This is a genomic window from Rhizobium sp. WCS2018Hpa-16, from assembly GCF_031843705.1.
GTDB lineage: Bacteria > Pseudomonadota > Alphaproteobacteria > Rhizobiales > Rhizobiaceae > Agrobacterium > Agrobacterium tumefaciens_C.
Window position 1 is genome coordinate 49,076 of the sequence record NZ_JAVTIX010000007.1, and the last position, 18,604, is coordinate 67,679.

Sequence of the window (18,604 nt, forward strand, 5' to 3'; positions counted from 1 at the left end):
ATACTCTTTGTTTCAAACAGACATACTGACACCAGGATGCCTGTTGAACCGTAACCACAGGCAGCAACTACTCCGCAGCCACGCCCATTTTCATCCGTTCCATATCCTCAAGCGCACGGCGGTATTCGACCGGCATGACCTTGCGGAATTTCGGGCGGAACTCGCTCCAGCGGTCAAGGATGTCCTTGGCGCGGTTGGAGTTTGTGTAATGGAAGTGGTTGGAGATCATCTGGTAGAGGCGCTCCTCGTCGTGGCGGGTCATGTCTTCGGAAACGTCCACACGTCCCTTGTGCATGAGATCGCCACCGTGATGGTGCAGCTTTTCCAGCATGTCGTCTTCTTCCGGCACCGGCTCCAGCTCGACCATGGCCATGTTGCAGCGTTTGGCGAAATCGCCCTGCTCATCCAGAACATAGGCCACGCCGCCAGACATGCCGGCTGCGAAGTTGCGTCCGGTTTCACCTAGAACAACCACAATGCCGCCGGTCATATATTCGCAGCCATGGTCACCCACGCCTTCGACAACGGCGAGTGCACCGGAGTTGCGAACGGCAAAGCGTTCACCCGCCACGCCACGGAAATAGCACTCGCCGGTGATGGCACCATAGAGAACCGTGTTGCCGACGATGATCGAGTTTCCGGCCACGATGCGGGCGTTTTCTGGCGGACGCACGATGATGCGACCACCTGACAGGCCCTTGCCGACATAGTCGTTACCGTCACCCACCAGATCAAAGGTGATGCCGCGTGCGAGGAACGCGCCGAAGGACTGGCCAGCCGTGCCACGAAGAGTGACGTGGATGGTATCGTCCTTCAGGCCCTTATGGCCCCAACGCTTGGCCAGCGCGCCCGAAAGCATGGCACCGGCAGAGCGGTCCACATTCTTGATCGGCACTTCGAAAACCACAGGCTCGCGGTTTTCAAGCGATGGCATGGACTTCTCGATCAGCTTGCGATCGAGAACATCGTCGATCGGGTGCTTCTGGCGCTCTGTCCAGTAGGTCGCTTCCTTCGGCGCATCGACCTTGTGGAAGATACGGCTGAAATCCAGACCCTTGGCTTTCCAATGCGCCAGCATCTCATCCTTTTCGAGAAGTTCGGAAGCGCCGATGATCTCATCCAGCTTGGACACGCCAAGCGAGGCAAGAATTTCGCGCACTTCTTCGGCCACGAAGAAGAAGTAGTTGATGACGTGCTCAGGCGCACCCTTGAAGCGCTTGCGCAGAACAGGGTCCTGCGTGGCAACGCCCACAGGGCAAGTGTTGAGGTGGCACTTGCGCATCATGATGCAACCGGCAGCAATCAGCGGAGCGGTGGCGAAACCGAATTCATCCGCACCCAGCAATGCACCGATGATGACATCGCGGCCCGTCTTCAAGCCGCCATCCACCTGAAGGGCGATGCGTGAACGAAGGCCGTTCATGACCAGCGTCTGCTGTGTTTCAGCAAGACCGATTTCCCATGGGGAACCGGCATGCTTGAGCGATGTGAGCGGAGACGCACCCGTGCCGCCATCAAAACCTGACACGGTGATGTGGTCCGCACGGGCCTTGGCAACACCGGCAGCAACCGTGCCGACGCCAACTTCAGACACGAGCTTCACGGAAACATCGGCTTCCGGGTTAACATTCTTCAGGTCGTAGATTAGCTGCGCCAGATCTTCGATGGAATAGATATCGTGGTGCGGCGGTGGCGAGATGAGGCCGACGCCCGGTGTGGAATGGCGGGTCTTGGCAACCGTTGCATCCACCTTGTGGCCGGGCAGCTGGCCGCCTTCGCCGGGCTTGGCACCCTGCGCAACCTTGATCTGCAGCATATCGGCATTGACGAGATATTCCGTCGTCACACCGAAGCGGCCAGAGGCGATCTGCTTGATGGCAGAGCGTTCCGGGTTCGGTTGGCCGTTGAGCAGCGGCAGGTAACGATCGGATTCTTCGCCGCCCTCACCCGTGTTGGACTTGCCGCCAATGCGGTTCATGGCAATGGCAAGCGTGGTGTGTGCTTCACGGCTGATAGAGCCGAAGGACATGGCACCGGTCGAGAAACGCTTGACGATGTCGACAGCTGGCTCGACCTCATCAATGGAGATCGGCTTGCGGCCCACAGCTTCCGCACCCTTGACCTTGAACAGGCCGCGAATGGTGTTCATCCGCAGGTTCGTCTCGTTCACCATTTCGGCGAATTCGCGGTAACGCTCCTGACTGTTGCCACGCACGGCGTGCTGCAAGGTGGCAACCGCATCCGGGCTCCAGGCATGGCTTTCGCCACGCATGCGGTAGGCATATTCGCCGCCAATATCCAGTGTGCTGGCGAGGATCGGGTCCTTGCCGAACGCATCCTTGTGGCGCGATACGGTTTCTTCCGCAATTTCCGTCAGGCCAACGCCTTCAATCTGCGTGGCGGTGCCGAAGAAATACTGCTCGATGAACTCGGAAGACAGGCCGATGGCGTCGAAAATCTGCGCGCCGCAATAGGACTGGTAGGTGGAAATGCCCATCTTGGACATGACTTTGAGAATGCCCTTACCGACAGCCTTGATGTAGCGATAGACCACTTCGTCTTCGGACACTTCCTTCGGAAATGCATTGTGCTTGTGCATGTCCAGAAGCGTATCGAAGGCGAGATAGGGGTTGATGGCCTCGGCACCATAGCCTGCCAGCAGGCAGAAATGGTGGATTTCGCGCGGCTCGCCGGTTTCGACCACGAGGCCGACCGATGTGCGAAGACCCTTGCGGATCAGGTGGTGGTGAACGGCAGCGGTTGCCAGCAACGCTGGAATGGCGATGCGATCCGGCCCGACCTGACGGTCTGACAGCACGATGATGTTGTAGCCACCACGAACCGCGGATTCCGCACGCTCGCAAAGACGGTCCAGCATCTCAGGCATGCCTTCGGCACCACGCTCCACATCATAGGTGAAGTCGAGCGTCTTGGTGTCGAAACGGTCTTCCGTGTGGCCGATGGAGCGGATCTTTTCCAGATCGCCATTGGTCAGGATCGGCTGGCGCACTTCCAGACGCTTGGCACGCGCTGCACCCTCATGGTCCAGAATGTTCGGACGCGGGCCGATGAAGGAAACAAGGCTCATCACCAGCTCTTCACGGATCGGGTCGATCGGCGGGTTGGTAACCTGCGCGAAGTTCTGCTTGAAATAGGTGTAGAGCAGCTTGGACTTGGACGACATGGCCGAAATCGGCGTATCCGTGCCCATGGAGCCGATGGCTTCCTGACCGGTTGTGGCCATCGGAGACATCAAAAGCTTGGTGTCTTCGCTGGTGTAACCAAAGGCCTGCTGACGGTCGAGCAGCGACACGTCACGACGCAGAGCGCGAGGCTCGACGGGCTTCAGGTCTTCGAGGATCAGCTGGGTACGATCAAGCCATGTGCGGTAAGGATGCTTGGTCGCCAGTTCGCGCTTCACATCCTCATCGGAAATGATCGCGCCCTTTTCCATGTCGATCAGCAGCATCTTGCCGGGCTGCAAACGCCACTTCTTGATGATGCGTTCTTCCGGCACCGGCAAGGTTCCGGCCTCAGATGCCATGATGATGCGGTCGTCATCGGTCACGAGATAACGAGCAGGACGCAGACCGTTACGGTCGAGCGTTGCACCAATCTGCTTGCCATCGGTAAAGGCAACGGCAGCCGGGCCATCCCATGGCTCCATGAGAGCGGCGTGATATTCGTAGAATGCCTTGCGCTCAGGCGACATGGACTGGTTGCCAGCCCACGCCTCGGGGATCAGCATCATTACGGCATGCGCCATGGAGTAGCCGCCACGCACCAGGAATTCGAGCGCATTGTCGAAGCAGGCGGTATCCGACTGTCCCTCATAGGAAATCGGCCAGAGCTTGGAAATGTCTTCACCAAACAGCGGCGATGCAACGGAAGCCTGACGCGCCGCCATCCAGTTGACGTTGCCGCGCAGCGTGTTGATTTCGCCGTTATGCGCAACCATGCGATAGGGGTGCGCCAGCTTCCAGGATGGGAAGGTGTTGGTCGAGAAGCGCTGGTGAACCAGTGCGACGGCACTTTCAAAGCGCGGATCGGCCAAGTCCTTGTAATAGGCGCCAACCTGATAGGCGAGGAACATGCCCTTATAGACGATGGTCGAGGACGACAGCGAAACCGGATAGAAATCCTGCGCTTCCTTGCCGCCGCCAGCATTATAGATGGTGTTGGAAATGACCTTGCGGATCAGGAACAGCTGACGCTCGAAATCCGCATTGGTGGCGGCATTGCGGCCAGCACCGATGAAGACCTGCACGTGGTGCGGCTCGGTTGCGGCAATATCAGGCGCCTCAGACAGCGAAGAGTTATCGACAGGCACATCACGGAAGCCGATGAACTGCTGTCCAGCTTCAGCCACCACGTCGATGATGACCTTCTTGTAATGCTCGATCTGGGCCGCATCGCGCGACATGAAGATATGGCCGACGGCATATTCGCCAGCCTTGGGCAGCGTGATGCCCTGAAGCGCCATTTCCTCACGGAAGAACTTGTCGGGGATCTGCACCAGAATGCCCGCGCCATCGCCCATCAAAGGGTCGGCACCAACAGCACCGCGGTGGGTCAGGTTTTCGAGGATGAACAGGCCGTCCTTGACGATCTGGTGCGACTTCTGGCCCTTCATATGGGCAACGAAGCCCACGCCGCAGGCGTCATGCTCGTTGCGCGGATCATAAAGACCCTGCTTTGGAGGAAGGCCGCCAATGGTCGCGCGTGCGGCAGCCTTCGGCTGGGCGCTCGTCGGACAGTCATCGGTTACGGCAGCAGTGGCATTTTCGCCGTCCAGCTTCATCGTCATGTTTCATCCCTCCTGCAACACGTTGCATGGCTTCACGCAGAGAGGCGGATGGTCTGCCTCGCCCCATTTCTGGATAGTGGCATCGCGTCCGCTTGTCAATTTAGGACAGCATTGCTGTCTCAATTCTGATTGGATTTTGACAGAAACATCCCTGCTCTGCAAGTCCACCCTAACAAATTATAAACCCGCAAAATGACGTTTCGTGTCTCGGGGGTCGAATTCGACGCAATTTTATTCCGGCGACAGGGCGAAATCGTTGCTTTCATTACCGGATTTGCCTTCCGCAAAATATGCCCATAAAACGACTATCTCTTGGCCTACCAAGGCACCGCAGCCATCATCAACTCATCGAAAGTGCAGACCCATGTTTTTTGCTTCCGACAATTGGGCAGGTGCCCATCCCGCCATCAACGAGCGGCTGATGAAGGAATCCACGCGTTTTGCCGCCGCCTACGGCACGAGTGAGCTGGACCGGGCCATCGAGAAACGCTTCAACGAAATCTTCGAGCGCGAAGTGGCCGTGTTCTTCGTGGGCACGGGCACCGCTGCCAATTCTCTGGCCATGGCCAGTGTTGCGCGGCCCGGAGGCATCGCATTTTGCCACTCCGAAGCGCATGTGATCGAGGATGAGTGCGGCGCGCCCGTCTATTTCTCCAATGCCTCGCGCCTGATGCCGGTTGCCGGACCGAACGGCAAGATGCTGCCGAAGAACCTTGAAGCCGCCATTGGCCGCTTCCCGCCCGGCTCCATCCACCAGGGCCAGCCCATGCTGGTAACGCTGACGCAGGCGACCGAACAGGGCACCATCTACGAGCTGGATGAAATCCAGGCGATCTCTGACATTGCTAAAAAAGCCGGTGTGCCGCTGCATATGGATGGCGCACGCTTTGCCAATGCGCTGACGGCGCTGGACACAACACCTGCCGAAATGACATGGAAGCGCGGCGTCGATATTCTGTCCTTTGGGGCAACGAAAAACGGCTGCTGGTGCGCCGAAGCCATTGTCTACATGGATCCGAAAACGGCAGAAGACCTGCCCTTCATTCGCAAGCGTTCCGCCCAACTTTTCTCCAAGACGCGCTTCATGGCGGCGCAATTCGATGCCTATTTCGCCAATGACCTTTGGCTGGAATTGGCAGCCCATGCCAACGCCATGGCTACCCGCCTGCGCGAGGGCCTGTCGGCATCCAACAGTGCACGTCTGGCGTGGCAGACCCAGTCGAACGAATTGTTCGTGGTGCTGAACAAGGACAAGGCGAAGGCGGCAAAGGATGCCGGTGCCAGCTTCTACGACTGGCCCGTGCCCCACGACATGCCGGAACCGGTGGGCGAAAACGAACAACTCATCCGCCTCGTCACAAGCTTTGCGACGCTTGAGAACGACGTGGATGACTTCCTGCGCATCTGCGGGACTGCTTGACGCTTAAAGAGAGCTTCCCGGCACCATGCCCTTCGCCATGACCAGCCGGGAAAGCGCCTCGACCAGCTCCGCATCGGCGCCCTTGCGCGGCTGGAGGACGAATTCCACGTCTTCCAGCGCAGGCAACGCGCCCTTGGGCAATTCGCGCAACCCCGACGGGGCCATGCTGCGCGGCTGAACGAGAACGCCCATTCCCGCACGCGCCGCCGCCGTCAGCCCGCTCAGGCTGCCGCAGGTGCAGACGATGCGCCATGAAACGCCAGCGCGATCCAGAGCCTCCTGCGCGGCTTTTCTCGTGATGCTGGGTGGCGGAAAGGCAATCAACGGAAGCGCGCTGTCTCGGCCCAGAACGGCCTCAGGGTCCCGCGCCAGCCACACCAGCGGTTCGCGATAGAGGAAATGGCCGAGCTGATCTCCCAGCCGCCGCTTGGCCAGCACCACATCCAGCTCGCCATTATCCTGCATTTCATAGAGCACGCCGCTGAGCGCAACCGTCAGCTCCAGATCGACAAGCGGATAAAGCCTTGTGAAGTCTTCAAGAATGACGGTGAGCCGGCTGGCAACGAAATCTTCTGAAACACCAAGGCGCAAGCGACCGCGCAGCCTGCTTTCTCCAAACAGCGCCGCCACCTTGCTGTTGATATCCAGCATGTTGCGCGCGTAACCCAGAAGCGCCTCACCCTCCGGCGTCAGCCGCACGCGGTGGGTATCGCGGGCAATCAGGCGCTGCCCGAGCGATGCTTCCAGCCGCTGAATATGCTGGCTAAGTGTGGATTGCCCGATGCCCAGCCGTTCTGCGGCCTGGGTGAAATTCATCGTCTGCTCCAGCGCAACGAAGCTGGCCAGATGTTGCAGGTTGAGCATGGTTATCCTGAAATGTGATAACTGTTAGTCTTTGCATCTTGAATCATGATGAGCGATATTAGGCTTCCTTTCAAGAAAAAACCGGATAACGGAAAGATCTCCCCCATGAGCCGCTTCCTGCCAGACCGCTTCACCATGATGCTGGTGGCCACCGTCATTCTCGCCTCCCTGCTGCCGATCAGTGGCGAGTGGGCCGACTACTTCGGCATCGCCACCAAATGTGCAATCGCTCTGCTGTTTTTCCTGCATGGGGCCAGATTGTCCCGGGATGTGGTGATTGCGGGGGTGCTGCACTGGCGGCTGCATCTCGTCATCCTGCTCGTCACGTTCGGGCTGTTTCCCCTCCTCGGCGTCGCACTGGGCTATATCCCGCGGGAGATCCTGCCGGCACCGCTCTATATGGGCGTGCTATTCCTCTGCGTGCTGCCCTCCACCGTCCAATCCTCTATCGCCTTCACATCCATGGCTGGCGGCAACGTACCTGCAGCCGTTTGCGCGGCATCGGCGTCCAATATTCTCGGGATGTTCCTTACCCCTGTCCTCGTCGGCTTCCTGTTTACCGTGGGCGGCCATGGCGGCGGCTTCTCGCTGGATGCCTTCCTCCAGATTTTCCTCCAGCTTCTGCTTCCCTTCATTCTTGGCCAGTGCCTGCAGCCCTGGATCGGCGACTGGATCCGCGCCCGTAAGTCCCTTCTCGCTCCCGTCGATCGTGGCTCCATCCTGATGGTCGTCTATCTCGCCTTCAGCGACGCTGTCGTCGAAGGCATCTGGCACCAGTTCACTCTTCGTGACATCGGCGTGGTGATCGCTGTCGATATTGTGCTTTTGACCGCCGTGTTGCTCATCACCATGTTCGGAAGCCGCCTCATGGGCTTCAAGAAGGAAGACGAGATAACGATCACCTTCTGCGGCTCGAAGAAAAGCCTCGCAAGCGGCGTACCCATGGCAGGCGCGATTTTCGCTGGCCAAAGCATCGGCGCAATCGTCCTGCCACTGATGCTGTTCCACCAGATCCAGCTGATGGCCTGCGCGGCGATTGCCCAACGCTATGCGCGCAACAAAACGACCATTGAAAAGCCGACATCTACAAAAGCGGATGCCATGCCCGCACAAACAAAAACGGCCCCATAAAAGGGGCCGTCCGTAACATTGGAATGTAGGATTAGTTGACTTGCGCTGGCGTGACCTGCGCCTCGATCTGCCGTGGCTCATCCGAAACGTCTGAAACAATCGCGATACGGCGTGGCTTCATGGCTTCTGGAATGTTGCGGTAAAGATCGATATGCAGCAGACCGTTCTTCAGGGAAGCGTTCTGCACTTCCACGTGGTCGGCCATCTGGAAGCGACGCTCGAAAGCACGCTTGGCAATTCCACGATAGAGAAATTCGCCTTCGCTCTCCTTGGTCTCATCGGCCTTTTCAGCCTTGACCGTCAGAACATTGGCGCGGGATTCGATGCTGAGTTCGCTCTCATCAAAGCCGGCCACCGCCATGGTGATGCGGTAGTTGTTCTCGCCGGTACGCTCGATGTTGTAGGGCGGATAGGCTTGCGCCTGCTCCGGCTGGCCAAGACCATCGAGCATGGAGAAAAGACGGTCGAAACCGACTGTGGAGCGGTAAAGAGGGGAAAAATCAACGTGACGCATGGTGTCCTCCTAGGAAGCGACTGTTTGCGATAAGGCCTCATCCCATTCTGGCGATGAGTGACCCGGGTTACGGCCCCGTTCTGGCGACCGTAACCAAGAGATGGGAAGGGCTTATGAGAAGTTCAAGAGCTTTTTTAGCGCCGCTTCACATGTGAACTTCATCTGAACGGGCAATTCTGAAAACGTTCATTTTACCTACGCTAAACAAGCGACATCGGAGGCTTTCTCCGGCGGCAGGAGGATAACGTCCCTTCTTCTTCTGTCATATTGGCCGGAACCGCGACTGCTAAGCCCGACGGTTCCGGCAACTTTTCCTTTCACGCGCATGTTTTCCTTTGACGCAAATGGGCGCGCCACTTATCCCGTTCTGAAACACCTCTTCAGTGCCAAGTCGGAAAACACCCCATGACCGAAGCCACATTGCACGCGACCAAGGGCAACCCCGTGCCCGACAATCACATCGTGGGCACGTTTACAGGTCATAAGAACAAGAAGCTGCGCTATGCGATCTTTCGCTCCAGCCATTCAGTGGCCCGCGGCACCATCGTTCTCCTGCATGGCCGCAATGAGTGCATCGAAAAATACTTCGAGACCATCAATGACCTGACCGCCAAGGGCTTCTGGGTCGCCACCTTCGATACGCGTGGCCAGGGCGCCTCCGAGCGTTTGCTGAAGAACGTCCATGCCGGATATGTGCGCCGTTTTTCCGATTATCAGAAGGATATTTCGCTGTTTCTGGAGCAGGTGGTGCTGCCCGATGCGCGCCTTCCCTTCTTCCTGCTGGCCCACTCCACCGGCGGGCTTGCGGCACTTTCCATGGCACCTGCCCTATCCAACCGCATAGAGCGCATGGTGCTGAGCGCGCCCTTCATTGGCTTGAGCGGACAATCCATGCCGGGCTGGTTCATCAAGGCTGTCGTTACGACGCTGAGCCTCATCGGCCTCGGCGGAATGCAGGTGGGCAAGGATCATCGTGCGCGGTCTTTCGAAGACAATCCGCTCACCTCAGATCCGGTGAGATTTGCCCGCAATGCCGCCATCGGCACCGAGCATCCGGAGCTATTCATTGGCGCACCCACGGCGCGCTGGCTGTATGAAGCGTTGAAGACAATGCCGCGGGTGACCCGGCAGGAGCATCTGACCAATATCACCGTGCCGACGCTTCTGCTCGCACCCATCCGCGATAGCATCACGCCCTATGCGGCGCAGGAAGAGCTTTCGCGCAACTTCCGTGCCGCGCAATTGATACCGGTAACGGGCGCGCGCCACGAGCTGTTTCTGGAGCGCGATGTCTACCGCCGTCAGGCGCTGGCCGCGATCGACACGTTCTTCGCGCCCGTTGAATAAAGCGCGTAGCGTTCTGGTAAGACGAACCGCCTAGATCGCGATCTGCTCTCCCAGTTCAACCACACGGTTGGGGGGCAGATTGAAATAGGCTGAGGGGTCAATGCCGAAATCGGACAGGGCGATATAGAGGTCTTCCTGCCAGCGCGGCAGTCCTGTATTCGGCGTGGCGATGAGGTTTCGGCGTCCCAGATAGAAGGACGTCTGCATGATCTCGAACTTGAACCCAGCCTTCTTGCACAGCGAAAGCGCCTTCGTGACATTGGGCTCGTCCATGAAGCCGAAAGTGATTTCAAGCTGCATGAACCGCTTGGAAAGCCGTGTCATATGCACACGTTCGCTCTCGGCAACATAGGGCTTGTCCTGCGTCCAGATCGTCAGGATCACGTTCTGCTCATGCAGCACATGGTTGTGTTTGAGGTTGTGGAGCAAGACGCCCGGCGTCATGTTGGGAACGCTTGTCAGGAACACAGCGGTTCCGGGAACAGTCACGGGTGCGCTGGAGGATTCGCGGTCAATCGAGCTTTCGATCGATTTGATGAAGTCACCCAGCGGAATATCGTTCTTGGCGATCTTGGTTCGCAGATAGCGTGACCCCTTTGTCCATGTCCACATGACCATGATGATCGCAGCTGCCAGAGCGAGCGGCACCCAGCCGCCATCATGGACCTTCAGCATGTTGGCCATCAGAAACACCGTCTCGATCATCAGCAGCGGTGCCAGCAGCAGACCGGCTGTGATGGCCTTGAAGCCCCAGACCGAGCGCAGGAACTGGAACGCCATGAGCGTCGTAACCACCATCGCCCCCGTCACCGAGATACCGTAGGCGGTCGCCAGCGATTCCGAAGACCCGAATGTAAGGATCAGCACGATGACGCCAATGAGCAGGATCATGTTGACGGACGGCACGTAAATCTGCCCCGTATTCGTCTCCGACGTGAATTTGATGGCAAGGCGAGGCAGGAAGCCAAGATGCACCGCCTGACGGGCGAGCGAGAACGCACCGGTGATGACCGCCTGGCTGGCGATGATGGTGGCCATGGTCGCCAGAATGACCATGGGCAGCAGCGCCCATTCCGGATAGAGCAGATAGAAAGGATTATCGATGGTTGCCGGATTGCTGAGGACCAGCGCGCCCTGACCGAGATAGTTGAGGCCAAGTGCCGGAAACACCAGAATAAACCAGGCGACGCTGATCGGCTTGCGTCCGAAATGACCGAGATCGGCATACAAGGCCTCAGCGCCTGTCACCGTCAGGAACACAGCGCCAAGAGCGACCAGCCCGGCCCACCCCGCATGGGTGACGAACCAGAGCGCGTTGACAGGATTGAGCGCCTGAAGAATCGTCAGATCATCCCCAACATGGATCAACCCGCCCCAGGCCATGGCGAGAAACCACACAACGGTGATGGGGCCAAAAAACTTGGCGACAGCCTCTGTGCCCTTCGATTGCACCGCAAACAGGCCGAGCATGATGGCGACGGAAAGGGGTAAAACGTAATCTGAGAAGGCAGGCGTGACGAGCTTCATGCCCTCAAGCGCAGACATGACGGAAAGCGCTGGCGTAATCATCGCATCACCGATGAAAAGCGCCGCGCCGATCAGACCCGCGAAAAAAAGTGCGGGCATGTAACTTCCCGTCTTTTTCATCAAAAGCGCAAGCAAAGACAGCGTTCCGCCCTCGCCGTCATTGTCTGCACGCAAAAGAAACAGGACGTATTTGAATGTGACGATGATGGTCAGCGTCCAGATCATCAACGAGATGAGACCGATCACCTCGATCTGTTGCACGCCGTCTGAAGAGAACGGGCGAAGTGCTTCACGAAAGGCATAAAGCGGACTGGTTCCAATGTCCCCATACACAACCCCAACGGATCCGAGCAGCAGAACGAGGAACTTCCGCGTCTCTGACGCAGGCGCATTCGATGTCATTTCAGGCCTTTCAGGCGGTACGGCCGTCTGGCCTTTTGGTCTTTATGACGCAACTGTGAGCTTCCGGCAACGGATTGTGTGCAGTCAAAAACCATTCTGGTAACGCCTGCCTGATTTTTCCATTCATGCAGCCGTTGTACACAACCCACGCGCCGACAGCCCGAGGCAAAAAATGCCGCCGATCGCGGTTGTGAACCCAACCTCACGCCATAAAAAAAGGGCCCCGAACTGAGTTCGGAGCCCTTGATGTGTTGACTGCAACCGTTATGCGCGGTCGATCACGTCTTTCACTTTTTCCTTGGCTTCGCCCTTGGTCTGCTGTGCATGACCCTTGGCTTCCTGAGCTGCGCCCTTGGCTTCCATCTCGTGGTTGTCGGTCGCATCGCCTACCGCCTGACGTGCTTCGCCAGCGAGTTCGTTTGCCTTGCCCTTAACCTTGTCCATTGTGCTTCCCATGATCGTTCTCCTTATTGTGAGCTGGATTGCTCGATTGGTGGAACAACGGGTTAGGAAGCAGTATGGTTCCCGGAAAATTTGGTCAGCAACTCAGGTCGGCCACTGCATTATTCCATTCCAAGCGCGGCCATATAGGTCTGCAGGATCGTTTCTTCCTCGATACGTTCGTTGGCGTCCTTCTTGCGCAGACGAATGATGGTGCGGATGGCCTTGGTGTCATAACCACGGCCCTTTGCCTCGCCCATGACATCCTTGATGTCGCCTGAGATCGCAGCCTTTTCTTCTTCAAGACGCTCGATGCGTTCGATGAACTGACGCAGTTCGGCGGCGGCTACGGTTTCGGTTGTGGCTGTTTCGTCCATTCTTCTATCCTTTGCGGGTGGGCCCTGTATGAAGAGCCGCTTCATTCAAACTGGTTGGAGGCACGAGCCTCCAGGCTGCGATGGCAGCTGAATTTTCAAGGTTGGTGAACTGCCCGTCCCGGGCCGCCGCGTCAAGCCGTTTCCGGTGCTGGTGCTTTATTCGTGGGGCTTGTTTTGCTCGAATGCGACTTTCTGGGCGTCACTGGCCTCGCCCTGATTAAGCGTTTTCCAGGTATCGTAGGGCATGCCGTAGACCATCTCACGGGCCGTATCCTTGCTGATTTCGTGGCCTGCATCGCGCGCTGCATCCGCATACCAGTTGGACAGGCAGTTACGGCAAAAGCCGGCAAGGTTCATCAGATCGATATTCTGCACATCGTTGCGTTCGCGCAGATGGTTGAGCAGCCTGCGGAATGCTGCCGCCTCAAGCTCTGTCTTCTGACGCTCGTCAAGTTCGGTCATGCTGCTCTCCGCTCAATAGGGCCCTGTCCGCGATGCGAACTGCTTGTAGTCATGGAGGGTGGGATCAGCATTCATTGCGGCAAAAATGGGAGCAAGGCGCGCAGCCCAGGCCTCAATCCCCGCCTCATCGCCAATCAAATCCTGCCGCACTTCCAGAAGTGCATGGGCCAGACCCTTGACCATGCAATGGCGATACATGGTGTCACCCTTGAGCGCGCCGTCATAGGGCTCATTGTCTCCCACAAGAATGTCGCCTGCCGCCCGTAGATGGGCCAGCAAAGGCTCAACAGCGCGGTGGTCTGTGTCCCAGAGCACGGCGGCATGCCATGGGCGCGCCACATGTTTCCAGAACGGCGTGTAGGAGTGGAGCGAAAACACCAGCGGTGCCTTGCCGCTTGCATCTGCGGCTCTGCACAGCACTCCCTCCACCGCTTTGTGATAGGGCCGATGAAAGGCATCGAGCCGCAGATTCCACTCTTGCTTCGTGATCGGATGATTGCCGGGAATGATCGCGCCATCGGAAATCTTCATGATCAGCGTCGGATCGTCTTCACCGCGATTGGGATCGATCAACAGGCGGGAAAATCGGCTCATGACGGCCGGAACACCCAACCGCGCAGCAAGCTTTCGGGTCAGGCCTTCAATGCCGATATCAAACGCGATGTGGCGCTGAAAAGCCTGTGGCGGCAGGCCGAGATCGCCATAAGCAGGTGGCAGAAGGTTCGTGGCGTGATCGGCAAGGAGAACCATGCCTTTGTCATAATCGCCATCTATGATTTCGTATGGCTGGAAGTCTGGCATCTCTAGATTTCTGGCGATGATAAGGGAGAGACACTTGATGCCACGGCTCAGCGCCACGCGCAAGTTGAGACCGCCTCGGGACCACCCCGACTGCCGCCAGATACAGTCCATATCGATACAATCGATTGAACTTGCGTTGACTTTCTTGGGCGTCCGCGCCAAGAAGTGTTCTCATTTATAACCATGGAATCCCGATGGAAGCCGTGACACAGACATTCTCCGCTAAGCTCCAAAAACACCAGCGCGCGATCCGCCTGTTGTGCACCGCAGCCCTCTTCACCACACCGCTTCTTCTTGCAGAGCCGGCACTGGCGGATTTCCGTGTCTGCAACAGCACGCAGAACCTCGTGGGCGTGGCCATAGGCTACCGTGCGCAGGAAGGCTGGATCAGCGAAGGCTGGTGGCAGGTTCCCGCATCGACATGCGCCACGCTGATCGAAGGTGAGCTGCAATCGCGCTATTATTACCTCTACGCCGAAGATGCTGCCCGTGGCGGCAGGTGGACAGGCGACGTCAACATGTGCGTCGCGGAAAACGAGTTCAAGATCACAGGCGTGGATGATTGCTATGCCCGTAGTTTCCAGAGAATGGGTTTCAAGGAATACGATACGGGCCGACAGGGAAGCTGGATGGTCCAGCTTTCAGACACGCCAGGTACACAGGAAAGTCAGAACTGATGAAGCGCAATCGCAAAGTCAAAATCCTTGCAACTCTCGGCCCTGCATCCTCCGATGAAGCGATGATCGAGAAGCTCCACCTGGCCGGCGCTGATCTTTTCCGCATCAACATGAGCCATGCCAGCCATGATGTGATGCGCACGCTCATCCAGCGCATCCGCTCGGTCGAAAGCCGCGTTGGCCGCCCCATCGGCATTCTGGCCGACCTTCAGGGCCCCAAACTGCGCGTCGGAAAATTTGCCGACACCAAGGTCGATCTCGTTGCCGGTCAGAGCTTCACGCTCGATAACAATGAAGCCCCTGGCGACCAGAATCGCGTATTCCTGCCGCATCCAGAAATTCTCGAAGCCGTGAAGCCGGGCGACCGCCTGCTGATCGACGATGGCAAGCTGCACCTGCGCGCTGAAAAATGCGATGGCAAGAGCATTGTCACCACAGTCGTTTCCGGCACCAAGATCTCAGACCGCAAAGGCATCAGCCTGCCGGACACCCTGCTCGGCGTCGGCGTTCTGACAGACAAGGACCGCGTCGATCTGGATGCCGTTCTGGCAACCAACGATGTCGATTGGGTTGCGCTCTCCTTCGTGCAGCGCCCGGAAGATCTGGTCGAAGTGCGCAAGATTGCCGGCAACCGCGTTGGCCTGATGTCCAAGATCGAAAAGCCGCAGGCTGTCGAGCGCATCGAGGAAATCATCGAACTATCAGACGCGCTGATGGTTGCCCGTGGTGACCTCGGTGTTGAAATGCCGCTCGAAGCCGTTCCAGGTATCCAGAAGCAACTGACCCGCGCCTGCCGCAAGGCTGGAAAGCCTGTCGTCGTTGCAACGCAGATGCTGGAATCGATGATTTCAGCCGCCGTTCCAACACGCGCCGAAGTCTCCGACGTGGCAACGGCTGTGTTTGAAGGTGCAGACGCGATCATGCTGTCGGCCGAATCGGCTTCCGGCGATTATCCGGTCGAGGCTGTTTCCACCATGGCATCCATTGCCAGCACCGTGGAGCAGGACCCTTACTACTCCAACATCATCTACGCGCAGCGCCCGCAGCCGGAGGCAACTGGCGCCGACGCGATTTCGCTGGCCGCCCGCCAGATTGCCGAAACGCTTGGCCTGACTGCAATCGTGACCTACACTTCGTCAGGCACGACAGGTCTGCGCGCAGCGCGCGAGCGTCCACAGGTGCCGATCATCGCCCTGTCGCCGATCGTTCAGACCGCGCGCCGCCTCTCCGTCGTATGGGGCCTGCACTGTGTTGTGACCGGCGATGCAAGCGACCAGGATGACATGGTCAACCGTGCATGCCGTATCGTTGTCGACGAAGGCTTCGGCCAGCCCGGCAACCGCATCATCATCTCTGCCGGCGTTCCCTTGGGCACACCGGGTGCGACCAACATGGTCCGCATCGCCTATATCGGCTCTGACGGCCAGAGCGGCGTCTGAGCCATCTCAAAATCAACCGCATTAAAAAAGGCGCCTTTCGGGGCGCCTTTTTTCTTCGTTTCTTTTGTTTTGAGAAATCTGCGCTGGGAGGCAACTGACCACTTCCGCCAGAACTGCCCCAAGCGCAGACTTTGTCCGATCAAACGTCCTGATAGGCCGCGATAACAACGGCGACCTGCGCCTCAGTCAGAGCCTGCATCTGGCGCGTAGTGAACGCGGCGATGTTTGCATCCGAAAGGCCAGCGAGTGCTGCCGTTGACAGCGCCTGGATCGTTGTGTGTTTGATTGCGGCTATCTCAGCTGTCGTAAAGGAGTTCAGCTCCGCCGAGTCCAGTGTTGCGAGCTGGCTCGTGCCCAGTGACGCGACCTGCGCCACGGTCAGCGCCTGGACATTGGCTGTGCTGAGCGCTGCGAACTGCTGGGACGTGAGCGCGCCCAACTGCCTTGTGGCCATCACACTCACCTTATCGCTGGTGAGGCCGGCGATCATATCAGTCGACAGGCTGGCAATCTGCTTGGTCCCAATCGCCGCAAATTGTTGCGGAGACAAAGCGGCGAACTGAGTGGACGTGAGGGCTTTCACCTGGTCTGACGAGAGAGCAGCGATCTGAGCAGTCGTCAGGGCAGCGACGAGGTTCGTCGTCAGACCCGCAAGTGTCGTCGTCGAAAAGCCGGAAATCGCATCTTTCTTGAAAGCTGTAATTTCATCTGCCGTGAAGGCGTTCAATTCCGCTGCAGACAGCGTGGCTGTCTGCTTGCCGCTCAATCCTGCCACCTGAACTTTTGTCAGGCCTTCAATATTGGCGCTGGTGAGCGCTTCGAACTGAGTCGAGGAAAGTGCCTTCAGCTGCTGGACGGTAAAGGCTGCCAGCTCCGCTGCATCAAGATTGGAAATGGCTTGCGTCGAAAGACCAGCAATCTGGTTGGCTCTCATCGCCGCAAACTGGCTGGGCAAGAGAGCCTCTAGCTGATCTGTGCTGAGAGCTTCCATTTGCGTCGACGTCAGCGAGGCGATCTGGGTGGACGTCAGGGCGGATATCTTGTCCGATGAAAGGCTGGCGATTGCCGATGTCGTCAAACCCGACATGGCCGCCCTCTTGAACGATGCAATCTCTGCTGCCGTGAAGGTGCTCAGTTCATCAGAGGTCAGCGTGGAAGCCTGTTGCGCGGTCAATCCCACGACTTGCGCGGTCGTGAGACCTGCTAGAGCGGAAGATGTCAAGGCACCGAACTGCGCGGTCGTCAGCGCAGCAATCTGCCTCGTTTTCATGGCCTCAAGCTTGGAAGAGTCAAGGCTTGCAATGACGTCAGAGGACAGTCCGGCAATCTGCTTTTGCGTCAGGGCGGAAAACTGCAGCGGGCTGAGCGCCGCAAACTGCGCCGAGCTCAGCGCATTCACCTGCTCAGAGGAAAACGCGGCGATTTGCCCTGCTGTCAAAGCTGACAAACTGTTTGTGGTCAGACCTGCTATTGCAGACGTTGCCAACCCGACCAGGGAGGTTTTCCTCAAGGCCGCAATTTCTGGCGCACTAAATGAATTCAGCTCGCCAGCCGTCAGCGTTGCAAGCTGCTGCGATTTAAGCCCGGCAACCTGCAAGGTCGACAAAGCCTCGAGGCTGGAGGTGGTCAGCGCCTCAAACTGGTCCGACGTCAACCCGCCAACCTGCCGCGTGGTCATCGCCTCAATGTGCGCAGGGGTAAGTGCTGCGATCACCGAGGTTGAAAATGCAGCAATCTGCCTGGACGTGAGAGCTCCAAACTGTGTGCCCGAAAACGACAGGATCTGGTTTGTCGTCAAGCCCGCAATCTGATCCGTCTTGAAAGCCGAGATTTGCGACGGCGTGAACGCAGCGATCTTGTCGGTTGTCAAACCTGCAATCGTCGCCACCGGAATGCCTGCAATCGACCCTTTGTTGATCGCGGCAATTTCTTCACCAGTAAAGCTGTTGAGCTCGCTGGCTGAGAGCGTTGCAGTCTGCTGATTGGTGAGCGCGGAAATCTGCCTGACGTCCAGCGCCTCGATCGCTGCGGAGGAAAATGCTTCTACTTGGGTTGCATAAAGCGACTTGACCTGCGTCGCGCTCATTCCAGAGACCTGCGTCGGACCGACAGCTGCCAATTGCTCAAGCGTCAATCCTCTGACGGATGCCGGAGCAAGGGCACTGACCATTCTCGTGGTCAGCGACGAAACGACACCTGTGCTCAACACACCGACCTGCGTCGATGTCAGGGCCCTTAGCTGCGCCGCACTGAGCTCGTCGAGGTCAGACGTCGTCAAGGCGGCAACAGTTGCCGTCGGAAGCTGGGCAATCTGCCGGGGAGGAAGGGAGGTGATTTCAGAATCCATAAGCGCGCAACACCATCAATTACTGATCAAGCCAAAGTATTACGCAGC

Annotated in this window: 14 protein-coding genes; 5 read left to right on the top strand and 9 right to left on the bottom strand. The window is 58.1% G+C overall.

Annotated features, from left to right (window positions below; all coding sequences use genetic code 11):
* Positions 1–67: 67 nt before the first annotated feature.
* On the bottom strand, positions 68–4,807 hold the full coding sequence (gltB, locus tag RQI55_RS18490) for a glutamate synthase large subunit (protein ID WP_311273240.1): 4,740 nt from the start codon (positions 4,805–4,807) through the stop codon (positions 68–70).
* 364 nt (positions 4,808–5,171) lie between these two features.
* On the opposite strand from gltB, the gene RQI55_RS18495 reads away from it, so the two are divergent.
* Positions 5,172–6,227 (top strand): low specificity L-threonine aldolase, encoded by a 1,056-nt coding sequence (locus RQI55_RS18495; RefSeq protein ID WP_042617576.1) that lies wholly within the window; start codon positions 5,172–5,174, stop codon positions 6,225–6,227.
* A 3-nt stretch (positions 6,228–6,230) separates the two neighbouring features.
* On the opposite strand, the gene RQI55_RS18500 is transcribed toward RQI55_RS18495, so the two are convergent.
* Entirely contained in the window at positions 6,231–7,091 is an 861-nt protein-coding gene (locus tag RQI55_RS18500) for a LysR substrate-binding domain-containing protein (RefSeq protein ID WP_243255109.1), read from the bottom strand.
* A 105-nt stretch (positions 7,092–7,196) separates the two neighbouring features.
* On the opposite strand from RQI55_RS18500, the gene RQI55_RS18505 reads away from it, so the two are divergent.
* Positions 7,197–8,222 (top strand): bile acid:sodium symporter family protein, encoded by a 1,026-nt coding sequence (locus tag RQI55_RS18505; protein WP_243255108.1) that lies wholly within the window; start codon positions 7,197–7,199, stop codon positions 8,220–8,222.
* Positions 8,223–8,253: 31 nt separating this feature from the next.
* On the opposite strand, the gene RQI55_RS18510 is transcribed toward RQI55_RS18505, so the two are convergent.
* Complete coding sequence (locus RQI55_RS18510; RefSeq protein WP_243255107.1) at positions 8,254–8,736, bottom strand: Hsp20 family protein; 483 nt, start codon at positions 8,734–8,736, stop codon at positions 8,254–8,256.
* A gap of 405 nt (positions 8,737–9,141) precedes the next feature.
* Here RQI55_RS18510 and RQI55_RS18515 point away from each other — a divergent pair, with 405 nt between their 5' ends.
* The gene (locus RQI55_RS18515; RefSeq protein WP_311273241.1) at positions 9,142–10,083 is read left to right on the top strand and encodes an alpha/beta hydrolase; all 942 of its coding nucleotides are present in this window, start codon (positions 9,142–9,144) and stop codon (positions 10,081–10,083) included.
* Between the two features lie 30 nt (positions 10,084–10,113).
* Here the strand turns inward: RQI55_RS18515 and RQI55_RS18520 are convergent, their stop codons facing one another.
* The 5 genes from RQI55_RS18520 to RQI55_RS18540 form a co-directional block, all read right to left on the bottom strand.
* Positions 10,114–12,012 carry a potassium transporter Kup gene (locus tag RQI55_RS18520; RefSeq protein ID WP_243255105.1) on the bottom strand — a complete coding sequence of 633 codons (1,899 nt, stop codon included), beginning with the start codon at positions 12,010–12,012 and terminating at the stop codon, positions 10,114–10,116.
* A 264-nt stretch (positions 12,013–12,276) separates the two neighbouring features.
* Complete coding sequence (locus RQI55_RS18525) at positions 12,277–12,468, bottom strand: CsbD family protein (protein ID WP_192067154.1); 192 nt, start codon at positions 12,466–12,468, stop codon at positions 12,277–12,279.
* Positions 12,469–12,575: 107 nt separating this feature from the next.
* Entirely contained in the window at positions 12,576–12,830 is a 255-nt protein-coding gene (locus tag RQI55_RS18530; RefSeq protein WP_042617583.1) for a DUF2312 domain-containing protein, read from the bottom strand.
* A gap of 156 nt (positions 12,831–12,986) precedes the next feature.
* On the bottom strand, positions 12,987–13,292 hold the full coding sequence (locus RQI55_RS18535) for a DUF1244 domain-containing protein (protein ID WP_311273242.1): 306 nt from the start codon (positions 13,290–13,292) through the stop codon (positions 12,987–12,989).
* Positions 13,293–13,304: 12 nt separating this feature from the next.
* Positions 13,305–14,093, bottom strand: a complete 789-nt coding sequence (locus RQI55_RS18540) for an N-formylglutamate amidohydrolase (protein ID WP_311273273.1) — start codon at positions 14,091–14,093, stop codon at positions 13,305–13,307.
* A 194-nt stretch (positions 14,094–14,287) separates the two neighbouring features.
* On the opposite strand from RQI55_RS18540, the gene RQI55_RS18545 reads away from it, so the two are divergent.
* Both RQI55_RS18545 and pyk read left to right on the top strand, forming a co-directional pair.
* Complete coding sequence (locus RQI55_RS18545; RefSeq protein ID WP_042617585.1) at positions 14,288–14,770, top strand: DUF1036 domain-containing protein; 483 nt, start codon at positions 14,288–14,290, stop codon at positions 14,768–14,770.
* Positions 14,770–16,209, top strand: a complete 1,440-nt coding sequence (gene pyk / locus RQI55_RS18550) for a pyruvate kinase (protein WP_042617586.1) — start codon at positions 14,770–14,772, stop codon at positions 16,207–16,209. Before RQI55_RS18545 ends, pyk begins: the two co-directional genes overlap by 1 nt.
* A gap of 139 nt (positions 16,210–16,348) precedes the next feature.
* Here the strand turns inward: pyk and RQI55_RS18555 are convergent, their stop codons facing one another.
* The gene (locus RQI55_RS18555; RefSeq protein WP_311273243.1) at positions 16,349–18,556 is read right to left on the bottom strand and encodes an ice nucleation-like protein; all 2,208 of its coding nucleotides are present in this window, start codon (positions 18,554–18,556) and stop codon (positions 16,349–16,351) included.
* Positions 18,557–18,604 lie beyond the last annotated feature (48 nt).

Excerpts from the sequence above, each read along its gene's own strand:
- RQI55_RS18545 (WP_042617585.1), top strand. The coding sequence starts at position 14,288 with ATGGAAGCCGTGACACAGACATTCTCCGCTAAGCTCCAAAAACACCAG.
- RQI55_RS18540 (WP_311273273.1), bottom strand. The coding sequence starts at position 14,093 with ATGCCAGACTTCCAGCCATACGAAATCATAGATGGCGATTATGACAAA.
- RQI55_RS18500 (WP_243255109.1), bottom strand. The coding sequence starts at position 7,091 with ATGCTCAACCTGCAACATCTGGCCAGCTTCGTTGCGCTGGAGCAGACG.
- RQI55_RS18520 (WP_243255105.1), bottom strand. The coding sequence starts at position 12,012 with ATGACATCGAATGCGCCTGCGTCAGAGACGCGGAAGTTCCTCGTTCTG.
- pyk (WP_042617586.1), top strand. The coding sequence starts at position 14,770 with ATGAAGCGCAATCGCAAAGTCAAAATCCTTGCAACTCTCGGCCCTGCA.
- RQI55_RS18510 (WP_243255107.1), bottom strand. The coding sequence starts at position 8,736 with ATGCGTCACGTTGATTTTTCCCCTCTTTACCGCTCCACAGTCGGTTTC.
- RQI55_RS18505 (WP_243255108.1), top strand. The coding sequence starts at position 7,197 with ATGAGCCGCTTCCTGCCAGACCGCTTCACCATGATGCTGGTGGCCACC.
- gltB (WP_311273240.1), bottom strand. The coding sequence starts at position 4,807 with ATGACGATGAAGCTGGACGGCGAAAATGCCACTGCTGCCGTAACCGAT.
- RQI55_RS18530 (WP_042617583.1), bottom strand. The coding sequence starts at position 12,830 with ATGGACGAAACAGCCACAACCGAAACCGTAGCCGCCGCCGAACTGCGT.
- RQI55_RS18495 (WP_042617576.1), top strand. The coding sequence starts at position 5,172 with ATGTTTTTTGCTTCCGACAATTGGGCAGGTGCCCATCCCGCCATCAAC.
- RQI55_RS18515 (WP_311273241.1), top strand. The coding sequence starts at position 9,142 with ATGACCGAAGCCACATTGCACGCGACCAAGGGCAACCCCGTGCCCGAC.
- RQI55_RS18535 (WP_311273242.1), bottom strand. The coding sequence starts at position 13,292 with ATGACCGAACTTGACGAGCGTCAGAAGACAGAGCTTGAGGCGGCAGCA.
- RQI55_RS18555 (WP_311273243.1), bottom strand. The coding sequence starts at position 18,556 with ATGGATTCTGAAATCACCTCCCTTCCTCCCCGGCAGATTGCCCAGCTT.
- RQI55_RS18525 (WP_192067154.1), bottom strand. The coding sequence starts at position 12,468 with ATGGGAAGCACAATGGACAAGGTTAAGGGCAAGGCAAACGAACTCGCT.